This window comes from Saccharopolyspora hattusasensis, assembly GCF_050972075.1.
GTDB lineage: Bacteria > Actinomycetota > Actinomycetes > Mycobacteriales > Pseudonocardiaceae > Saccharopolyspora > Saccharopolyspora hattusasensis.
Map to the genome: position 1 here is coordinate 5,278,910 of NZ_JBPCDC010000001.1, position 18,938 is coordinate 5,297,847.

The window sequence follows — 18,938 nt, forward strand, 5'->3', positions numbered from 1 at the left end:
TCGGCGCGTGATTCCATCGATGCGTGCCATCCCCAACCACGCCCGTCCTCGTTCGCCGAGCTGAAACCACTCGTCGGCGGACGAACTGGGACGCAGCCGGGCAGCGGGCGTTGGCGCATCGCTACGGCCTCCTCCGGCTCCTCGGTGGACCAGGCACCGGCAAGAGCACGCTGATCGCGCAGCTGGCCGCCGACCGCATCCGCAACCACGAGGTGTCGCCGGAGAACGTCCTGGTCCTGACCGGGAGCCGGCGCGCTGCTGCCTGGATGCGCACCGAGATCACCAGGTTGCTCACCGGTTCTTCGGAAGAACTGCGCACCGCGCCCGAACCGCTGGTCCGGACCGTCCACTCGTACGCCTTTGCGGTGTTGCGGTTGCAGGCGGTGCGTGACCAGCTACCGCCCCCGCAGCTGCTCAACGGCCCGGACCAGGACGCGCTCGTGCGAGACCTGCTGGCCGGAGATGTCGAGACCGGTGCGAAGGACTGGCCGGAGACGCTGCGACCGGCGTTGACCGTGCCCGGCTTCGCCGAGGAACTGCGGGATCTGCTGCTGCGCGCTGCGGAGCGCGGCGTCGGGCCCGAGCAGCTGGTCAACCTCGGCCGCCGGCACAACCGTCCGGAATGGATCGCCGCCGGTCGGTTCGCGCGGCAGTATGAGCAGGTCACGCTGCTGCGCGGGGCGGGCGGCGCGCAAGCCCCCGCACTGGACGCCGCGGAGCTGGTCGGCTCGGCGCTGCTGGCGTTCGACACCGATCCCAGGCTGCTGGCGGCCGAGCAGGACCGGGTGCGCTACGTGCTCGTCGACGATGCGCAGCACCTGGACCCCCAGCAGTACTGGCTGATCCGGCGGCTCGGGGACACGGCCACCGAGTTCGTGCTCGCCGGCGACCCCGACCAGGCCGTGTACTCCTTCCGCGGCGCCGACCCGCGCTGCCTGCTGGACGCCGACCCGGACGGCACGAACACCGAGGTCCTTACCGTCGACCACCGCATGTCCAAGGCGGTCCGGGAGGCGGTGCAGCGGCTGGCCTCGCGGTTGCCGGGGGCGGGCCCCCAGCGCGAGCTGGTCGAGCCCGAGAACGAGCGAGGTGGTTCGATCCAGGTGCGCCTGCTGGCCACCGAGGCGCAGGAGGCCGCGTGGGTGGCGGATCAGCTCCGCCGAGCCCACCTGCTCGACGAGATCGCCTGGTCCGACATGGCCGTCGTGGTCCGGTCGACCGGCCTGTCGCTTCCGGTGCTTCGCCGCGCGTTGCTGGCCGCCGGTGTGCCCATCGCGCTGCCGGTCGACGACCTTCCGCTAGCGCAGCGCAATGCCGTCCGGCCGCTGCTGACGCTGCTGCGCTGCGCTGCGCGCCCGCAGGCGCTCGACGCGGACGCTGCCGCTGAGCTGCTCGCCTCGTCGCTCGGCGGCGCAGATCCGCTCGCGCTGCGGCGGCTTCGCCGGGGACTGCGCCGCCTGGAGCTCGCCGCAGGCGGGAGCCGGGCCAGCGGCGAGCTGCTGGTGGAGGTGCTGCAGGACGGCGACCGCCTTGCTGCTCTGGAAGATTCCGCCGCCGAGCCTGCTCGCCGCCTCGCGGCGCTGCTGCGCAACGCGGCCGACTCCGTCGCCGCCGGGCACACCGTGGAAGAAACGCTGTGGCGGGCGTGGAAGGCCAGCGGTCTGGAGAAGCGCTGGGTAGCGCAGTCGGAGCGGCACGGCGCGGTCGGGGTGCAGGCCGACCGCGATCTCGACGCCGTGGTGTCGCTGTTCGACGCGGCCGCCCAGTACGTCGACAGGTTGCCGGGTGCGGACGTCGCCAGTTTCGCGGATTACCTGACCAGCCAGCAGATCGCGGGTAGCTCGCTGGCGCCCACCGCCCCCCGGGACAACTCCGTGTCGGTGCTGACGGCGCATGCCGCGAGCGGCCGGGAGTGGGAGGTCGTGGCGATTCCCGGTGTGCAGGAAGGCATTTGGCCCGACCTGCGACTGCGCGGATCGCTGCTCGGCGTGGAGCGGCTGGTCGACGTGCTGTCCGGGGTGGACGCCGAGCGGGTGTCGGCCACCGCGCCGCTGCTGGCCGAGGAGCGGCGGCTGCTGCTCGTCGCGGCGAGCCGGGCGCGGCGGAACCTGCTGGTCAGCGCGGTGCGTGGGGAGGACGAGCAGCCCTCGCGGTTCCTGGACGAGCTGGAGGGCGTGGTCAGCGACCCCGACGCGGTGGAGCGGCCGATCGCGCGCCCGGAACGCGGCCTGGCGCTCGGGGATCTGGTCGGCGAGCTGCGGCGGGTGGTGTGCGATGCGGAGGCGGAGCCGCAGCGGCGGCAGCGGGCGGCGGCGCAGCTCGCGCGGCTGGCCAACGCCGGGGTTCCGGGCGCCAGCCCGGAGGCCTGGTACGGGTTGCCGGAGAGTTCCAGTTCGACGCCGCTGGTAACCGGTGATGATCCGGTCAAGGTGTCGCCGTCTACTGTGGACATCTTGGCGAAGTGCCCGCTGCGCTGGATGGTCGAGCGGCACGGCGGCCAGGACACGGCCGAACTAGCCTCCGTCACCGGCACCCTCGTGCACGCGCTCGTGCAGGCCGCCGCCGACGGCGCGGACACCGACCAGCTGCACAAGGCCCTGGACGAGGCCTGGAAATCCGTTGACGCCGGTGCGCCGTGGTTCTCCCGCAAGGAGCGCAAGCGCGTGGAGGGCATGCTCGACGCGTTCCTGACCTGGCTGGTCCAGTCCCGGGCCGAACTCACGCAGGTCGGCGTGGAGAAGGACCTGGACGTCACGGTTCCGGGCCGGGCGGGCGGTCCGTGGCTGCGACTGCGCGGACGCGTGGACCGGCTGGAGGCCGATGCCGACGGCCGCCCGGTGGTGGTCGACGTCAAGACCGGGAAGACACCGGTCAGCAAAGGCGATGCGGAGGAGCACCCGCAGCTGGCGGTGTACCAGCTGGCTGCCGCGCTGGGCGCGTTCGGCGCGGGCGAGGAACCCGGCGGGGCGCGGCTGCTGTACGTCGCGAAGTCGGACCGCAAGGGAGCGGCCACCGAACGCGTCCAGCAGGCGCTGGACGCCGAGCGGATCGAGGTGTGGCTTGACGTGGTGCACACCGCCGCCGCTTCGAGCCTCGGACCTGCCTATGTGGCCAGCGAGAACTCGGACTGTGATCGTTGTCCGGCCCGCACCTGCTGCCCGGTCCACCCGGCCGGAAGACAGGTCGCGCAGTGACTGGAGCGGAAATCAGTCCACATCGGATCGCGCAGGCGCTCGGGCTGCACCCGCCGACCCCCGAGCAGGCCGCCGTGATCGCCGCGCCCGCCGAACCGGCGCTGGTCGTGGCGGGTGCGGGCGCTGGGAAGACGGAGACGATGGCCGCCCGCGTGGTCTGGCTGGTCGCCAACCAGCTGGTGACGCCGGAGCGCATCCTCGGCCTGACGTTCACCCGCAAGGCCGCGCGGCAGCTCGCCGACCGGGTACGCGCCCGGCTGCGCCGGCTCGCCGGGTCCGGGCTGCTCGACGAGGTCGATCCCAGCGGGCAGCTGCGCTCCGCGGTGCTCACCGAGGAGCCCACGGTGCTGACCTACCACGCCTACGCGGGGCGGCTCGTCGGCGAGCACGGGCTGCGGGTACCGGTCGAGCCGGGCGCGCGACTGCTGAGCGAGACGGCGTCCTGGCAGCTCGCGCACAACGTGGTCGCGACCTGGACCCAGGACATCGACACCGACAAAGTTCCGTCCACTGTGACCGGTTACCTGCTGTCGCTGGCCGGCGAGCTCGCCGAACACCTGGTGAGCCCGGAAGACCTGCGCGCGCACGCCGAAAAGCTCTGCCACGCGGTCGAGAACGCGCCGCGGGCCAAGGGGCAGCGCGCGAACCTTCCGCAGGACCTGGTGAAAGTCGTTGCCGCGCAACGCCTGCGGGTCGCGCTGATGCCGCTGGTCGAGGAGTACGCGCAGCGCAAGCGGCGCGAAGGCGCGATGGACTTCGCCGACCAGATGTCGCTGGCCGCGCTGCTGGCCGCCGAACACCCGGAAGTCGTCGACGGCGAACGTGCCCGGTACGGCGCGGTGCTGCTGGACGAGTACCAGGACACCGGCCACGCGCAACGGGTTCTGCTGCGCTCGCTGTTCGGGCGCGAGCGTCCGCTGCCGGTCACCGCGGTCGGCGACCCGGCGCAGGCCATCTACGGCTGGCGCGGCGCGAGCGCGGCGAACCTCCCGCGCTTCACCACCGACTTCCCGCGCATCGAGGAAGGCCGAAAGGCTCCGGCGCACCGGTACGGGCTGTTGACGAGCTTCCGCAACCCGGCGGAAGTCCTGCACGCCGCCAACGCGGTTTCGGGGCCGCTGCGCGAAACCGGCCTGGAAGTCGACGAGCTGCGCGCCAGGGACGGCGCCGAGGCCGGCGATATCCGGCTGGCGCTGAGCGAACACGTGCGGGCCGAACGCGACTGGGTCGCCGACCAGGTCACCGCGCAGTGGCAGGCGACGCTGGACGAGACGGGACGGCCGCCGACCGCGGCGGTGCTGGTGCGCCGCCGCGCCGACATGACCGACATCGCGGCGGCGCTGCGGGAACGCGGTCTGCCGGTCGAGGTCGTCGGGCTCGGCGGGCTGCTCGACGAGCCCGAGGTGCGCGACCTGGTCAGCGCACTGCGGATGCTGGTGGACCCGCTCGGCGGGACGGCAGCGATGCGGCTGCTCACCGGCTCGCGCTGGCGCCTCGGGGCGGCCGACATCGCGGCGCTGTGGGATCGCGCGCGGGAACTCGGCGCGCAAGCCTTCGGGACACCGGAGACCGCCGATCCCACTGCTGTGGTCACCGCGGCGCTGCCGGGCGAGAACGCGGAGCAGGCCGGGCTGGTGGACGCGCTTGACGATCCCGGCGATGCGCAGCGCTATTCCGGCGACGGCTACCGGCGCATCCGACGCCTGGGACGCGAGCTCGCCACCTTGCGGCGCCGCCTCGACCAGCCGCTACCGGAGCTCGTCGCGGACGTCGAGCGGACGTTGCTGCTGGACATCGAGAGCATGGCGCGGCCGGTCGGCGCGGGGCGGATCCACCTCGACGCGTTCGCCGACGCGGTCACCGCCTTCGCCACCGCGAGCCCGTCGGCCACGCTGCCCGCGCTGCTGGACTACCTGGAAGCGGCCGAACGCGCCGAAGACGGCCTGGAACCAGGCGAGGTCGAGGTCGCCGAGGACCGCGTTCAAGTGCTCACCGTGCACGCGGCCAAGGGCCTGGAGTGGCAGGTCGTCGCCGTGCCGCACCTCGTCAACGACGTCTTCCCCGGCAAGCGGAAGTCCTCGTCGTGGCTGCGCTCGGTCACCGAACTGCCCGCCGAACTGCGCGGCGACGCCGAAGACCTGCCCCGGCTCGACGTCGACCGGCTGTCCGGGCTTGACCGCAAGGAACTCACCGAGGCGCTCGGGATCCACGACGAGGAGTTCGAGGAGCGCCGGCTCGCCGAGGAGCGGCGGCTGCTCTACGTCGCGGTGACGCGCTCGGAGCGGACGTTGCTGCTGTCCGGGCACTGGTGGGGCGAGAACGGCGACCGGCCCAAGGGGCCGTCGGGCTTCCTGCGGCAGCTGGCCGAGGTGCTCCGCGGGTCCGGGACCGGGGCCATCGACCTGTGGACGCCGGAACCCGACGAAGACGCGACGAACCCGCTCGCCGACGCCATGCGGTGCGCGGAGTGGCCGGTGGACCCGCTGGGTCCGCGCCGCGCGGCGGTGGCCGAAGGCGCGGGGCTCGTGCGGGCCGCGATGTCCACTGTGGATGATGCGGAGCCGGAGGACGACGAGGACGGGTGGTCGCGGGACGTCGACGTGCTGCTGGCCGAGCGCGCGGCGGCGGCGCAGCGGCGCGAGCAGGTGCGGCTGCCGGACCACCTGTCGGTGAGCCAACTCGTCGAACTCGCCGGTGATTCCGGCAGCCTCGCCCGGCGGCTGCGCCGACCGCTGCCGTTCCCGCCGAACCCGATGACCCGCCGCGGCACCGCGTTCCACGCCTGGCTGGAGCACCGGTTCACCTCGACCGCGCTGCTGGACTTCGACGAACTGCCCGGCGCAGCCGACGAATCCGCGCCGGTGCACGAGGACCTGGCCGAGCTGCAGCGGGCGTTCCTCGCCGGATCCTGGGCCGACCGCACGCCGCACCGCGTCGAGGTGCCGTTCGAGACACAGGTCGAGGGTGTGGTGCTGCGCGGCCGGATGGACGCGGTGTTCGCCGACGCCGACGGAGGCTGGACGGTCCTCGACTGGAAGACCGGCGCGGTGCCGGGAGGCGACCAGGTCCCTGCGCTGTCGGTGCAGCTCGCCGCGTACCGGCTGGCCTGGGCGGAACTGTCCGGAACGCCGCTGTCGAAGGTCCGCGCGGCGTTCCACTACGTCCGCCACGACTACACGCTCCGCCCGGCCGACCTCCTCGACGCCGACGGCCTCCGGAACCTCATCACCTCGGTCCCCGCCGCGCGGTAACGGTTTGGCCTGGTCAGGACCCGTGAGTACTTTTCGGTGCTATGGCACCCAAAAACACTCACGGACCTTGACCAGCGGAATTGGCGGCGTCGTCGGGATCACCTGCCGCACCGGCATGACTACACGTTCGGGTGGCGGGGCTTGAGATCGCGGTTCGCGGCGGCCGACTATGCCCGCGATGAACATGGACTGGAAGCTAAAGACGCCACCGGAATCCGAAGTGAACGTCGACACCGACGTCCTGGCGATGCGCGCCCCGCTGGTGCGGGTGCACCGCGACGACGAAGGCACCTGGTCCTTCGACGGGCCCGGCCGGAACCCGAGACCGTCGAAGAGGACGGCGCTCAGCGCCGTCGTCGGGGCCTGGCCGCACGTCGCCGCGCTGTCCGATCTGGACACCGGCGGTGCCGCGGTGTGGTCGTGGAAGCAGCACGGCTGGGCAAGCGAGGTTCAGTGCCGGTGCGGCAGCTGCGAACAGCCGGTCGCCGCCGACATCGACCGCAACAGCTGGCCGACCGAACTGCAGCCGCAAAGCATCCTCAGCGTCGAGCAGGCCGCGCTGTCCGGCCAGGCCCCGCTGACCGACATCATCTCCACGCCGGGCGGCATCGCGCTGCTCGGCCCCGGTGGTCACCGGCGCACCGCCGACCTGATGACCCCGGTCGCGCTGGCGAACGTGATCCGCCGCTGGCCGCACACGATGCAGGCCCTGCGCGCGCTCAAGGAGAGCCGCGGCATGCGCTGGAACCCGGAGAACCTCAACTGGCAAGAGTACGTCCTCGCCTGAGGGACTGTTTCCAGGCCCGTCTTGCGTGGCGGTGCGGGTAGTGGAACCTCAAAGGCCGCCTCGACTCCGGGATCCCCGACTCATGTATGTCCAATACGCCACGCCGGGGACTGGCCTCGCCGAGAGCCCTTCGGGCGGGCACGGCATCCGAGAACCCGCAGCGGTGCAGGTTGAGCGGGTGGGCCAAGCGGCTTCGCCGCTTGCGGCGACTTGCGACGTACGACGTTGCGTGTCGCGGTGGCTGTTTCGTGTATGGAGAAAGAGAAAGTGGCCGACGCCGCTTGCCTGACGTTCCGAGCTGCGGGGCGTCAGGCGTTCTCCGTGAGTTGGCGGAGTTCGAGGATCCGCGAGTACAGGACTTCGAGCAACCAGCGGCCGAACATGGACGACCCGAACTCCGCGGTCCGGTCCTCCGGCGCGACCACCAGCTCGGCCGGCCCCTCGAAGCCGGCGTTGACCACACCGACGCCGTAGTAGTCCAGCTCCAGCATCCGCAACGGCTTGTACGCGGTGTCCGGGGGCAGCACGACGGCGCAGGGGGCCAGCGTCAGCAGCGTCCCGCACGCGTGCAAGGCGTGGCGGGCGCGCGACACCGGCACCAGGATCCCGAGCAGGTCGACCGCGGCCACCGGCACGTGATCATGCATGCAGGGCTCGGACCAGGAGCGGAACCAGGTCGGGTTGAGCTCCGGCCCCCAGCCGTGGTGGCTGCGCCACTCGTGGACGTCGCGCCGGATCCGGGCCACGGCGGCGAAGCGCGCACCGAGGACCTCGACGTCCGGGATCAACTGACCGTCCCACCCCAGGGCACGAGCCGCGTGCTGAAGTTGCTGCACCGCTGCATGGTATGCCGCCGCGCCGCGATGTCCAGACAAGGTCGTCCGGCCTGCAGGAGATGTCGTCGTCGAAACCACAGGTGCCGCATCGCATCGGACGCCCGGGCAACGGTTACTGTTCTCCGCCGTGAGTGGAATGAACTTGCGCGGGTCGTCCTGCGCGGCGGCGTGGCCGGCGGGGGCATGATGCGGCGCAGTCCGAAGCAGTTGGCACACCCCTTCATCCGCGGGCGCTCCGACGAGGAGGAGCTGACCAAGCGGCCCGACCACGCGCTCGTGGGCGTGATCCGGATGCCGGGCAGCACGATCAGCCCGGTCCGGTCCATCATCCGCCGGATCATCGGCGCGATGCTCGCGCTGGCCGCCACGGTGTTCATCGTGTTCATCGGCAGGCACGGCTACCGGGACTCCGCGGGCGGCGAACTGGACCTGCTGGACGCGGTCTACTACGCCACGGTTTCGCTGTCCACCACGGGCTACGGCGACATCACCCCGGTCACCCCGCAGGCGCGACTGGTGAACGTGCTGGTCATCACCCCGCTGCGGGTGCTGTTCCTGATCGTGCTGGTCGGTACCACACTGGAAGTGCTCACCGAGCGCTCCCGGCAGGCGTTCAAGATCCAACTCTGGAGGTCCAAGGTGCGCGACCACGTGGTCGTCATCGGATACGGAACCAAGGGCCGTTCGGCCGTCACCGCGTTGCTCGGCGACGGTGCCGAGTCCGGTCGCATCGTGGTCGTCGACACCGACCAGCGCGCGCTCGAAACAGCCTCCGCGCAAGGCCTGGTCACCGTCAACGGTTCCGGCACCCGCTCGGACGTGCTGCGGGTGGCGGGCGTGCCGCGCGCGCGGGCGATCGTGGTGGCACCTGCCCGCGACGACACGGCCGTGCTGGTCACCCTGACCGCGCGGGAGCTCGCCCCGAAGGCGCAGATCGTCGCGGCGGTGCGGGAAGCCGAGAACGTCCACCTGCTGCGCCAGTCCGGCGCGGATTCGGTGGTGGTGTCCAGTGAGACGGCGGGCCGCCTGCTGGGCATGGCGACCTCGACGCCGTCCGTGGTGGAGATGTTCGAGGACCTGCTGACCCCGGACGCCGGTCTGGCGATCGCCGAGCGGGAGGTCGAGCCCCAGGAGATCGGCGGCTCGCCGCGGCACCTCTCGGACATCGTGCTCGGCGTGGTGCGCGACGGTCAGCTGTACCGGGTGGACGCGCCGGAGGCCGACGCGATCGAGGAAGGCGACCGCCTGCTCTACGTCAAGAAGGTCACGCCCGCGGACGCCTGAGGCCGGCAAACCGCCTGTGAACGCAAGGAAGCCGTATCACCGACGGTGTTTCGGATGCTGCGGGGAGTGACCCTGCTGCCGCCGGCCGGCTTCTGCCAATATCGGTGTCGTGGGAAGGCAACGAGGTTCGGCGTCGGTGGCGCCGATCCTGCTTGTCCTGGGATTGCTGGGCATCGCGGTGGCTGCCGTGACGTTGTGGCCACTGGTGACTGCGGCCGGCGAGGACCGGACTGCGATGCGCGCGGCCACGGCGACCGTCGTCGAGTCCCGGCCGTGCGGCGCGGACTCGGCGCGGGATCTCGTCGAGGTCCGGGTCGACGGCGTGACGCGGCAAGCACCGTTCGACGGCTGCGGCCACGCCCGCGGCCAACAGCTGCCGGTGCTGGTGCCTGCCGACCCGGTCCAGGACTTCGTGGTCCGCCCCGCGGGATCCGACTCCGACCTGAAAGCCCAGACGCAGCGCGCCAATTGGGTCCTGCTGACCCTCGCCGCCGTCGCCGGCGGGGGCTACGGCCTGATGCTCCGCCGTCGCTGAGCGGAAACGTCAGTCGACATCGGATGATGCCGCCAGCCAGGTGTTGCACTCCGTGATCCGGTTCTTGCGGAACCCCTGCTCGACCCAGGCCGCGTTGGTCGCCATGCTGCCGTGATCGGGCACGTCGCTGTGCTCGTCGCCGCGGCCGGACGAGTCCTCCAGCGCGGGGAAGATGTAGTCGTTGCTGACGCCGCCGTTCTGCAGCGCGGCCAGCGTCATCCCTTCGAAACAGGTCGCCTGCAGCTCCGAACGGCGGGTCAGCTCCAACCCCGCCGCGGTGGAGCTGCCGCCCGCGTCGTAAGAGGCGTCGCCGTAGGCGCTGTTGATCCCGGTCATGCCCTGCAGCGCGTGGCCGAACTCGTGCGCGAACTGGCCGAGGTACGCCCCGGCTTTGGTGCGCTTCTCCATCTGGGCGTAGTAGCGCGCGGTCATGTAGATCGTGTGGTTGCCCGGGCAGTACATCGCGGTCTGGTTCCAGCGCCGCGTTCCGCAGGGGGTTTCGATGTTCTCTCCGGTGGTGATCACGGTTGGCGTGCGGGCAGGCAGGTTCGCCTTCTCCAGGGCTGGGGTCCACGCCTCCATCAGGCAGGGCAGCGCGGCCTGGTAGAAGCGGTCCTGCGAAGCGACATCGGTGTTGAAGCGGGGCAGGTTGCACGGGGTGTTCATCGCGCCGTTGCCCGGGATGTTGACCGGGTTGTCGCCCAGCTCTGCCACCGGTTTGGCACCGTCGTCGTAGCTGCTGGTCTCCGTGGTCGTCGCGTCCTCGCTGCTGGTGCTCTTGCTGCTGGAGGTCTCGCTGGAACCAGTCGTGGTGGTCCGGCTGCTCGTGGAGCTGTAGTCCGAAGCGCGGTTCGAGGTGATCGAGGCGGCCATCGCGCCGATGGTGCCGATGCCGAACAACCCCACGCCGACCAGCACCAGCGCGACGACGACACCGGTGTTGCTCTTGCGCTTCGGTGGGCCCAGGTGCGGCATCGGTGGCGGCATCGGCCGTTGCGGTCTGGGCAGCGGCATGGTCCGCCCGACCATCGACGGCGGTAGCGGGCGCGCGACCGGGGGCGGCGCGACCTGGCGCGTCGGCGGCCGGGAAACCGGACCGAGCGGCGGCATCTGCTGCTGTCGCGGCGGTTGCGGGTGGGGCGGCGGTAACGGACCGCGTTGCGGCGGCGGAGGCGGCTGCTGCGCGTGCGGTCGGAGGGGCGGGGGCGGCTGCGGGCCGCGTTGCGGCTGTGGGTTCGGCGGCTGGGGGCCACGTGGCGGCTGGGGGCTCGGCGGCTGCAGTCGAGAGGTCGGGGGCGGCTGCGGGCCGCGAGGTTGCTGGGGGTTCGGCGGTTGTTGCGGGCCGCGAGGTTGCTGCGGCGGCCAGGGCTGGCCGGGGGGCTGCTGCGGGCCGCGCGGTGGCCTGGGCGGCTGCGTCATGCGGTCTTCCTCGCGGAGTGTCGAGTGTGGACGATCGGTCCAGGTTCAGCGGGCCGCCACGAAGCAGTCATTTCCCCCCGGCTTCCTCACATCAATCCCACCGTTGCGGACCAGAGCTTAGCGATGGGCCGCTATCGTTCGTGCCGTGTTGACCAAATGGGGACTGGCCGTCGCACTGGCCGGAATGCTGTTGGGCGCGCCCGGCACAGCCGCGGCGCAGGAGCAGCCGGTCGATGCGCTGCCCGGCGCGGTTTCCAGCAGCGTGCACCTGAAGCTGGAGCGCGACGGCCAGGTATCGGTCACCGAGCAGATCAACGTTCCCCCAGGTCAACACGTGGAACGCACGATGCCGCTGCGGCAGTCCGCAGGGCCCGGCGCGGACCGCGTGTTCACCGTCTCCGATGCGGTGGTGGACGGCGGCGGCGCGGTTCAGGTGGACTCCGACAACGTGCACCTGACGCTGCAGCCGGGGGTCTCGACGCTGAAGTACTCGGTCCGCGGCGCCGTGGCCGACGCCGGTGATCTGCAAGCCGTCCGCTGGCAGGTGTCCGGCGGCTGGAACGTGCCGGTGGACCGCGTCGAGGTGTCGCTGCTGTCGCCGAAGGTGCCGCAGGAGATCATGTGCCTGGCCGGCCCGCTGGGCAGCGCGGACCGCTGCGCCCAGTTCGAGATCACCCACACCCAGTCGATGCACGCGCTGACGTACGGGCTGAAGCCTGGCGACCGGATGGACATCGCCTTCAAGGTCCCGGCCGGCACCGTGCCGGCGAACGCGGTGACCGAGGAGTACTTCAGCCTGGCGCGGGCGTTCTCGCTGACGCCGGCGACGGCCGCGGGCCTGGCCGGGATCGGCCTGCTGCTGATCGGCGGCCTCGGGCTCGTCTGGTACGCCCGCGGCCGCGACGTGCAAGCGTTCGCCGAGGACGCGGGCCAGGTCGAGTTGCTGGTGACCGACTCACGGGGCGCGATCACGTTTGCCTCCCCGGACGGCGTGCTGCCCGGCCAGATTGGCACGGTCATCGACGAGCGGGTCGACCCGGTCGACATCACCGCGACGATCATCGACCTGGCGGTCCGCAACTACCTGTGGATCGAGGAACTTCCCGAGCAGGACTGGCGAATCGTGCCGCTCAACCCGGCGGACGAGTCGCTGCGGCCGTTCGAGCGAGCGGTCTACGACCTGCTCGTCGGCGAAGCCGCGGAGGTGCAGCTGTCCCAACTCCGCGACCTGGACGCCAACCCGGTCCGAACGGCGCTGTACGCGGAGGTCGTCGACAAGCAGTGGTTCGCGCGGCGGCCGGACGCCGACCGGAACCGGTTCTGGTGGACGGGGCTCGGCGTGATCATCGGCGGCGCGGCGCTGACGGCGGTACTGGCGCTGACGAGCTCCCTCGCGCTGCTCGGGATCGGGGTGGTGATCGGCGGCATCGCGATGATGTCCAGCGCACGCCTGATGCCCGCCCGAACGCGCCGCGGCAGCGCGCTCGTGGTGCAGGTGCGCGGCTTGCGCGGCTACCTGCACGACGTCTCGGCGAGCTCCCTGCCGGTGCCGGACCGCGAGACGGTGTTCTCCCGTTCATTGCCTTACGCGGTGGTGCTGGGCGAAACGGACTGCTGGCTGGAGGAATTCGCGGAACTGGACCCGGGAGCCGACGAAACGCCGGGCCTGTACTGGTACGGAAGCCCGGCCGAAACCCCGAACCTGCAGAACTTCCGGCGGAGTTTCCCGGCGCTGGTCGGAAAGCTGAACGAGACCGTCAAGCGCTGACCCACTCGCGCAACCGATGCCGCCGACGTATTCGGCACACCGCGCTCGCTCGACGGCGGCCATGACCTGCGCGACGGTGAGACTTCCCCGACCGCTCCCGGCATGCTGCCCGGAGCAGTCGCGCACCAGCCCGACGACGAAAACGCCCTCCAGAACGGCATTCCACCCGCAGCGCAGACTGATCAAGTCGATCGCGAAGGGTTTGCGCAATGACTGACCTGGTGTGGCGAAAGAGCAGCCGGAGCGGCGCGTCGGTGAACTGCGTCGAAGTGGCACTGCTGCCAGGAACGGTGGCCGTCCGAGACTCGAAGAACCTGGCAGGAGGGCACTTCGAGGTGCAAGAACCCCGCTGGCGGGAGTTCTTAGGCAACCTCAAAGAGGGCCGCTTCGACCTGCGGTAAGGCCGCGAAACGGGTCCAAGACGACCTGACATGATCGCAACGTCGCACGAGTGGAAGCCGACGACCTGAAATGAGGTAGTCCTTGAACGAGCATGTCCGGCCCTTTGCTGTCGCAGCCGCAGTCGTTGCGCTTGTCGGGCTGTCCGCGTGTGGAAGTGGTGGCAGCGGTAGCGGCGCCACCGCGCAGGCGCCGACCACGCTGGCGGGCGGCCCTGAGCTGGAGAAGTTCGATCCCTGTGCCTTCTTCCAGTCTGCGGAGTTGACTTCTTGGGGTCTGCCTGCACAGGGCGAAGAGTTCGCGCCGGTGAGTTTTGAGCCGGGTTGCCGCTGGCAGGGGCAGCAGATGTCGCTCACCTTCCAGAAGAACGTGGACGAGACCGTCGCTTCCTACGAAAAGGGCGGCAACTGGGAGCGGTACGACAAGAAGACGATCAGCGGGCGTTCCGCTGCGGTCGCGAACGTTCCTGGCGGCGGAAGCACGGGTGGTTGCAACGTGCTGGTCGATGCTGGCGGGGGAGTCACGATCTACGGGGTCTCCGGGCGCCTCGCCGACTCGGTCGATGCGTGCGGGGAAGCGGAGAAGATCGTCAGCCAATCGGCTTCGCGGCTGCCGGAATGACCGGGCCGAGCAGTCGTATAGCTGTCCCAGGCTCGGCTTGAACACCTCGCGCGATCGCTGTCTGCCATCGCTCGGTATCGGATCGTGACAACGTTGTGACCTGAGGTTCCCCCGGGGTAGTGGACACCACGTTGGCAGGATTGGTTCCTGCTGGAAGGATGTCCTCATGCCACCTCGTAAGCGTCGGTCGTTCACGGCCGAGTACAAGGTCGAGGCTGCGCATCGTGTGATCGATTCCGGCCGCACGATCGCTGAAGTGGCTCGTGAGTTGGGTCTCAACGACGGGTTGCTGAGTAACTGGGTCAAGGATGAGCGGCGCAGGATCGCCGCGGCCGAGGCTCACGGCGAAAAGCCTTTGGAGGCTGCGGAACGCGCCGAGTTGCTACGGTTGCGTAGACAGGTCGCCGAGCTGGAGAAGGACAACGCGTTCCTGGTAAAAGCCTCGGCGTACTTTGCCGCGATGCAGAAGAAACCGAACGGTTCGATCTGATGGTGAAGTACGCCGGCCCCGACACGCTCGCCGAGACCGGCACCGACACCGACGGCAGTGAAGACGCCGCCGGGCCGTTCTCGGTGCGTCGTATGGCGCGACTTCTGGACGTGTCCGCGTCGGGCTACTACGCGTATGTCAAACGCGCGGCGGCGCGGAGGTTGACACCACGCAAGCAGCGCCGGGCTGACCTCGAAGTGAAAATCACCGAAGTACACAAAGAATCCGGCGGCACCTATGGGTCACCCCGCATCACCGCCGAACTGCGTGCGCGGGGCGAGGTGGTCAGCGAGAAGACCGTCGCCAAGATCATGGCCGGCATCGGGATCGAGGGCATCAGCCCGCGCACGTTCAAGGTGAAAACCACCGTGGCCGACCCGAAGGCGTCGTTCCCGCCGGACCTCGTCGATCGGGAATTCGACCAGGGCCGCGTGGACGCGGTGTGGCTGACCGATATCACCTACCTGTCCTGCGGTGAGAGTGAGATGTATCTGTGCGCGGTCCGGGACGGGCATTCCCGGAAGGTGCTCGGCTACACCATCTCCGAGCACATCGGCTCGGAGATGGTCACCGAGGCCATCGACGCCGCCGTCGCTACCCGGGGCGGCCGGTGCCGTGGCACGATCCTGCATTCCGATCGTGGCGGTGAGTACACCGGTCATCTAACGGTGAAAGCGTGTTTCCGGCACGGGCTGCGCCGGTCGATGGGCGCGACTGGGGTCTGCTGGGACAACAGCCCTGCGGAATCGTTCTGGTCCACGTTCAAACACGAGCACTACTACCGGCATACCTACGCCACACAGACGGAACTCGTTGTCGCAGTTGACAATTGGGTTCGCTTCTACAATGCTGTCCGGAGGCACTCCGCGATCGGGATGCTCAGTCCCGAGGACTACGAGAGCTCACTCCGAGCAGCTGCCTGAATCCCCGTAAACCCCCTGTCCACCACTCGGGGGGAACCTCAACCTGCGGTTGAACGGGTGATGCCGGAAGTCTTCGGGTTTGTCGGGAACCGTTACGAGGGCCCCTGCGTCAGGTTAAAGTGTTCATCGTTTCCGGGGGAGATCGCAGAGTCCAGAGGGGTCTGGGATGACAAGCGCAGACGCAGGCGGGTTCGCCGCAGCCAAGGAAGGGCTGAAGGCGATCAGCGGCCGCACGCAGTGGATCAACCAGCAGGTCGGCTCAGGCAAGCTGTCGCTTGATCCCGACGCGGCCGACAAGGCCGCCAAGCGCTGCGAAGAGGAGATCGACGCGCTTGGCGTGCTCCTCCAGAACGCGGCTGCTCTGAGCACAGTCAAGGGACTGGGGAACTACCCCGACGGCCAGCAATTGGCGCAGCGTTTCCAGGAGAAGGCGACAGACGGTCAAGCCGGCGCTCTTCAGCTGATTCGTGACATGCAGGAAGAACTGAAGAAGCAGGCGGACGCGTTCCGGGGCGCAGCCAAGGACTACCGTGCCACCGACGAGCAGAACGCCGACGACCTGAGGCGAGGTATTCAGTGAGTACGTTTTCCCGATCCCTGATCGCAGCGGCCGCTGGTCTGGCCCTGTTCGGGCTTGCTGCATGCGCAGGTGGCGGTAAGAGTCCTGGGGGTCGTGAGGAGACGTCGTCCGCACCGACCTCGACATCGTCGGGGGCGGGGCTGGCTGGCTTCGATCCGTGCACGTTCTTCAAGCCCGACGAGCTGAGCTCGTTCGGTCTTTCGACGAAGGCCGAGGAGTTCACCCAAGTTAGTTTCCAGCCGGGCTGCTCGTGGAAGGGCGAGAAGTTCACTCTCGGCCTCCAGAAGAACGCGGACGAGACCGTGCAGAGCCTCGGCCAGGGTGGCGGCTTCGACAAGTACGCGGCCACAACGGTTGCCGGTCGCGAGGGCGCGGAGCTGCTTGTTGCTGGGGCGACAGGGCAGGGTGTCTGTAACTACGTTGTTTCCGCAGGCGGCGGAGTCGCTATCTACCAGCTCACCGGCGCGATGCGCGACTCGGTGGCCGATCCGTGCGGCGAACTGAAGAAGATCGTCGATCAAACGGCTTCTCGGTTGCCGAAGTGATTAGACAGGGGGAGTGATGGGACTTCTCAGTACCCTCGACAACGCGGGTTCCCGGGTCTTCGGCTGGGAGAGCGCTGCTGAAGAGGAGCGGAAGGAGCACGGCGAAGAGGCCAGCCGCGTCGCCCAGCAGCAGCAGAACCAGCTGGCGCAGCAGAACTCCGGCCTCAACGTCACGAGTTACGACTCGCCGGCTATCACGCAGTGCCTCAACTGGTCTGGCTTCAGCCACGCGCAGATCTACCAGACCAACCAGGAGTCGATCGACCAGGGCAAGGTCGGTGAGGTCGCCGAGGCGTGGAAGAAGCTGGCCACGGGACTGCGCGAGCGCGGGAACAACTACGCCACGGACCTCGCCAAGATCGTCGATGGGGGCTGGGAAGGCGAGGCCGCGAGCAACGCTCGTGAGGTCGGCAAGCCCGCTTCCGACTGGATGAAGGCCAGCGCCGATGCCTTCGAGATGACCGGGAACAACCTGCACGCCGCGGGTGAGGCCGCCGGTCAGGCCAGCAAGATGGTCGAGAAGCCCCAGGGCTTCAGCTGGGGTGAGGCCGCTTCCGCTTCGATTCCGTTCGGTATCGTCGGCGGTGGCATCAACGCGCTCAGCCAGATGGAGGAGCAGGAGCAGGCGGAGAAGGCCGCGCAGGAGACGATGGCGCGCGTCTACAGCCCCACGCTCACCCAGGTCGACGCGAAGATGCCGCAGTACAAGGGGCCGGACGGCAACATCAAGGAGCCGCCGCCGGTGCCGCCGCCGCCCCCCACGGAATGGGGCGGTGGTGGTCCCGGCGATCCCGGTGGTGGAACCGGCGGCGGGATGCCGGGCGGCGGGACCGGGAAGCTTCCCGGAGGTGGCATCGGTACCGGTGTTCCCGTCGGTGGTATTCCCGGCAGTGGCATTCCCGACCGCGGGCTCCCCGTCGGTGCATACGACCCCAACAATCTCGGTAGCCGTATCCCCGGTGGCGGCTACACCACGCCTTCCGGAACCGGTAGCCAGTGGGCCGATCAGCCCGGGCTCCCCGGCGGTGGCGGAACCGGGCTCCCCGGCGGTGGCGCCGGTGGTGGTCTCCCCGGCGGCGGCGCCGGTGGCGCCGGGATGGTCGGTGGCATGGCCGGCGGGATGGGCGCCGGAGCTGGTGGCATGGCCGCCGGTGGCCGGGCCGGTATCCGTGGACTCGGGGCCGGCGCGGGTGCGGCCGGCGGTGCAGGTGCTCGAGGTGCCGGTGCCGGACGAGGCGCGATGGGCGGCATGGGTGGTGCCGGTCAGCGCGGCAAGGGCGGCGAGGACGAGGAGCACGAGCGCCCGTCCTGGCTCGAGGAGCAGGACGACATCTGGATGAACGACATGCCGAAGACCGCCCCGCCGGTGCTCGGCGAATGATCCGGTGCTGACCGGTGGCGTCGGCTTCGGCACCACCGGTCGGTCACGCTTGCAGCGGGCGAACTCACAAGGGGAGAAACAACAGTGGGCGTGTTGGGGCGGTGGCAGCTTCAGCCGGTGCACTTGGACATCGTGCTCAAGTACCTGAAGATCGACGGTTTGACCTTGCCGTTGAGCAGCCGTTCTTTTGGGTACACCGCCGATCAGTTCAGCCAGATCGCGATCGGTGAGCTGGACCGGATGGACGCCGCCGGAGCCGTGATCAATGACGAGGTCGCGCCGCCGCTGGTCACCGCGCTCAAGACGCTGGCCAACCCGTACCTGTGGGTCGACTCGCTGTGGTTCCCGCAGGTCGGGTCCGATCACTGCTGGCGGGCGCTCGCGGTGTTCACCGAAGGCAACCGGGTCGTGCTCGGCGTGCAGACACCGAGCGAGGATCCGCAGCGCGGCGGCATGCTGACCGTCGAGGTCCACGAGAACGCCCCGCTGCCGCAGGTCCTGCTGGCCACGTTGCCACCCACCAAGCCGGGCGGCCAGGGGCCGGTGCGCGTCCCGCAGAGTTCGCTGGTGCGGCAGCCGCAGCTGGACGACTACGACCAGATGAGCGTGATGCAGTCGGCCACCCCGAGCCGCGGCAGCAGCGGCGACCTGCAGGTCGCGCTCTACGAAGCGATCGGGAAGGCGCCGCACGCGCGCATCGGCCAGATGTCGGCGAGCACCCGCGACCAGTACGGCCGCCGGAAGCGTTCCCAGGTGGTGTCCTGGTTCGACAACGAGCCGGACGGCCGCTACCTGAACCGGGTCGAGCGCGGCAGCTCCGGCGAGCAGGTCTTCGCGATCCTGCCGGCCGACGCGCGCACGATCGGCGCCGAGATCGAATCCCTCATCGCCCAGGTCCGCTGACCGCGCCCGAACGCTCTACCGC

At 70.0% G+C, this 18,938-nt stretch carries 16 protein-coding genes; 14 read left to right on the forward strand and 2 right to left on the reverse strand.

Annotated features, from left to right (window positions below; translation table 11 throughout):
• The first annotated feature begins 23 nt into the window (after positions 1-23).
• The 3 genes from ACRXBZ_RS25140 to ACRXBZ_RS25150 all read left to right on the forward strand — a co-directional run bounded on the left by ACRXBZ_RS25140 (position 24) and on the right by ACRXBZ_RS25150 (position 7,232).
• Entirely contained in the window at positions 24-3,194 is a 3,171-nt protein-coding gene (locus tag ACRXBZ_RS25140) for an ATP-dependent helicase (RefSeq protein ID WP_433881183.1), read from the forward strand.
• The gene (locus ACRXBZ_RS25145; RefSeq protein WP_433881184.1) at positions 3,191-6,445 is read left to right on the forward strand and encodes an ATP-dependent helicase; all 3,255 of its coding nucleotides are present in this window, start codon (positions 3,191-3,193) and stop codon (positions 6,443-6,445) included. Before ACRXBZ_RS25140 ends, ACRXBZ_RS25145 begins: the two co-directional genes overlap by 4 nt.
• 169 nt (positions 6,446-6,614) lie before the next feature.
• Positions 6,615-7,232, forward strand: coding sequence for a hypothetical protein (locus tag ACRXBZ_RS25150; protein WP_433881185.1), 618 nt, complete (start codon positions 6,615-6,617; stop codon positions 7,230-7,232).
• Positions 7,233-7,540: 308 nt separating this feature from the next.
• Here ACRXBZ_RS25150 and ACRXBZ_RS25155 read toward each other — a convergent pair whose 3' ends face one another.
• Entirely contained in the window at positions 7,541-8,068 is a 528-nt protein-coding gene (locus ACRXBZ_RS25155) for a hypothetical protein (protein ID WP_168586721.1), read from the reverse strand.
• A 291-nt stretch (positions 8,069-8,359) separates the two neighbouring features.
• Between ACRXBZ_RS25155 and ACRXBZ_RS25160 the strand changes: the two genes are divergently transcribed.
• Positions 8,360-9,352 (forward strand): potassium channel family protein, encoded by a 993-nt coding sequence (locus tag ACRXBZ_RS25160; RefSeq protein WP_246869182.1) that lies wholly within the window; start codon positions 8,360-8,362, stop codon positions 9,350-9,352.
• A 136-nt stretch (positions 9,353-9,488) separates the two neighbouring features.
• Entirely contained in the window at positions 9,489-9,887 is a 399-nt protein-coding gene (locus tag ACRXBZ_RS25165) for a hypothetical protein (protein WP_246869061.1), read from the forward strand.
• A gap of 9 nt (positions 9,888-9,896) precedes the next feature.
• Here ACRXBZ_RS25165 and ACRXBZ_RS25170 read toward each other — a convergent pair whose 3' ends face one another.
• On the reverse strand, positions 9,897-10,997 hold the full coding sequence (locus ACRXBZ_RS25170) for a neutral zinc metallopeptidase (protein WP_433881186.1): 1,101 nt from the start codon (positions 10,995-10,997) through the stop codon (positions 9,897-9,899).
• A 454-nt stretch (positions 10,998-11,451) separates the two neighbouring features.
• Between ACRXBZ_RS25170 and ACRXBZ_RS25175 the strand changes: the two genes are divergently transcribed.
• The 9 genes from ACRXBZ_RS25175 (at position 11,452) to ACRXBZ_RS25215 (ending at position 18,916) form a co-directional block, all read left to right on the forward strand.
• Complete coding sequence (locus ACRXBZ_RS25175; protein WP_433881187.1) at positions 11,452-13,074, forward strand: DUF2207 domain-containing protein; 1,623 nt, start codon at positions 11,452-11,454, stop codon at positions 13,072-13,074.
• A gap of 209 nt (positions 13,075-13,283) precedes the next feature.
• Positions 13,284-13,475 (forward strand): DUF397 domain-containing protein, encoded by a 192-nt coding sequence (locus ACRXBZ_RS25180; protein WP_433881188.1) that lies wholly within the window; start codon positions 13,284-13,286, stop codon positions 13,473-13,475.
• An 82-nt stretch (positions 13,476-13,557) separates the two neighbouring features.
• On the forward strand, positions 13,558-14,094 hold the full coding sequence (locus ACRXBZ_RS25185) for a DUF3558 family protein (RefSeq protein ID WP_433881189.1): 537 nt from the start codon (positions 13,558-13,560) through the stop codon (positions 14,092-14,094).
• Between the two features lie 166 nt (positions 14,095-14,260).
• On the forward strand, positions 14,261-14,584 hold the full coding sequence (locus ACRXBZ_RS25190; protein WP_433878664.1) for a transposase: 324 nt from the start codon (positions 14,261-14,263) through the stop codon (positions 14,582-14,584).
• Positions 14,584-15,507 (forward strand): IS3 family transposase, encoded by a 924-nt coding sequence (locus ACRXBZ_RS25195; RefSeq protein ID WP_433881190.1) that lies wholly within the window; start codon positions 14,584-14,586, stop codon positions 15,505-15,507. Before ACRXBZ_RS25190 ends, ACRXBZ_RS25195 begins: the two co-directional genes overlap by 1 nt.
• A 166-nt stretch (positions 15,508-15,673) precedes the next feature.
• Positions 15,674-16,087, forward strand: a complete 414-nt coding sequence (locus tag ACRXBZ_RS25200) for a hypothetical protein (RefSeq protein WP_433881191.1) — start codon at positions 15,674-15,676, stop codon at positions 16,085-16,087.
• Complete coding sequence (locus tag ACRXBZ_RS25205) at positions 16,084-16,632, forward strand: DUF3558 family protein (RefSeq protein WP_433881192.1); 549 nt, start codon at positions 16,084-16,086, stop codon at positions 16,630-16,632. Before ACRXBZ_RS25200 ends, ACRXBZ_RS25205 begins: the two co-directional genes overlap by 4 nt.
• A 16-nt stretch (positions 16,633-16,648) precedes the next feature.
• The gene (locus ACRXBZ_RS25210; RefSeq protein ID WP_433881193.1) at positions 16,649-18,013 is read left to right on the forward strand and encodes a PPE domain-containing protein; all 1,365 of its coding nucleotides are present in this window, start codon (positions 16,649-16,651) and stop codon (positions 18,011-18,013) included.
• 84 nt (positions 18,014-18,097) lie between these two features.
• Positions 18,098-18,916, forward strand: a complete 819-nt coding sequence (locus ACRXBZ_RS25215) for an ESX secretion-associated protein EspG (RefSeq protein WP_433881194.1) — start codon at positions 18,098-18,100, stop codon at positions 18,914-18,916.
• Positions 18,917-18,938 lie beyond the last annotated feature (22 nt).

Excerpts from the sequence above, each read along its gene's own strand:
- ACRXBZ_RS25190 (WP_433878664.1), top strand. The coding sequence starts at position 14,261 with ATGCCACCTCGTAAGCGTCGGTCGTTCACGGCCGAGTACAAGGTCGAG.
- ACRXBZ_RS25150 (WP_433881185.1), top strand. The coding sequence starts at position 6,615 with ATGCCCGCGATGAACATGGACTGGAAGCTAAAGACGCCACCGGAATCC.
- ACRXBZ_RS25195 (WP_433881190.1), top strand. The coding sequence starts at position 14,584 with ATGGTGAAGTACGCCGGCCCCGACACGCTCGCCGAGACCGGCACCGAC.
- ACRXBZ_RS25210 (WP_433881193.1), top strand. The coding sequence starts at position 16,649 with ATGGGACTTCTCAGTACCCTCGACAACGCGGGTTCCCGGGTCTTCGGC.
- ACRXBZ_RS25180 (WP_433881188.1), top strand. The coding sequence starts at position 13,284 with ATGACTGACCTGGTGTGGCGAAAGAGCAGCCGGAGCGGCGCGTCGGTG.
- ACRXBZ_RS25170 (WP_433881186.1), bottom strand. The coding sequence starts at position 10,997 with ATGCCGCCGCTCGGTCCGGTTTCCCGGCCGCCGACGCGCCAGGTCGCG.
- ACRXBZ_RS25200 (WP_433881191.1), top strand. The coding sequence starts at position 15,674 with ATGACAAGCGCAGACGCAGGCGGGTTCGCCGCAGCCAAGGAAGGGCTG.
- ACRXBZ_RS25160 (WP_246869182.1), top strand. The coding sequence starts at position 8,360 with ATGCCGGGCAGCACGATCAGCCCGGTCCGGTCCATCATCCGCCGGATC.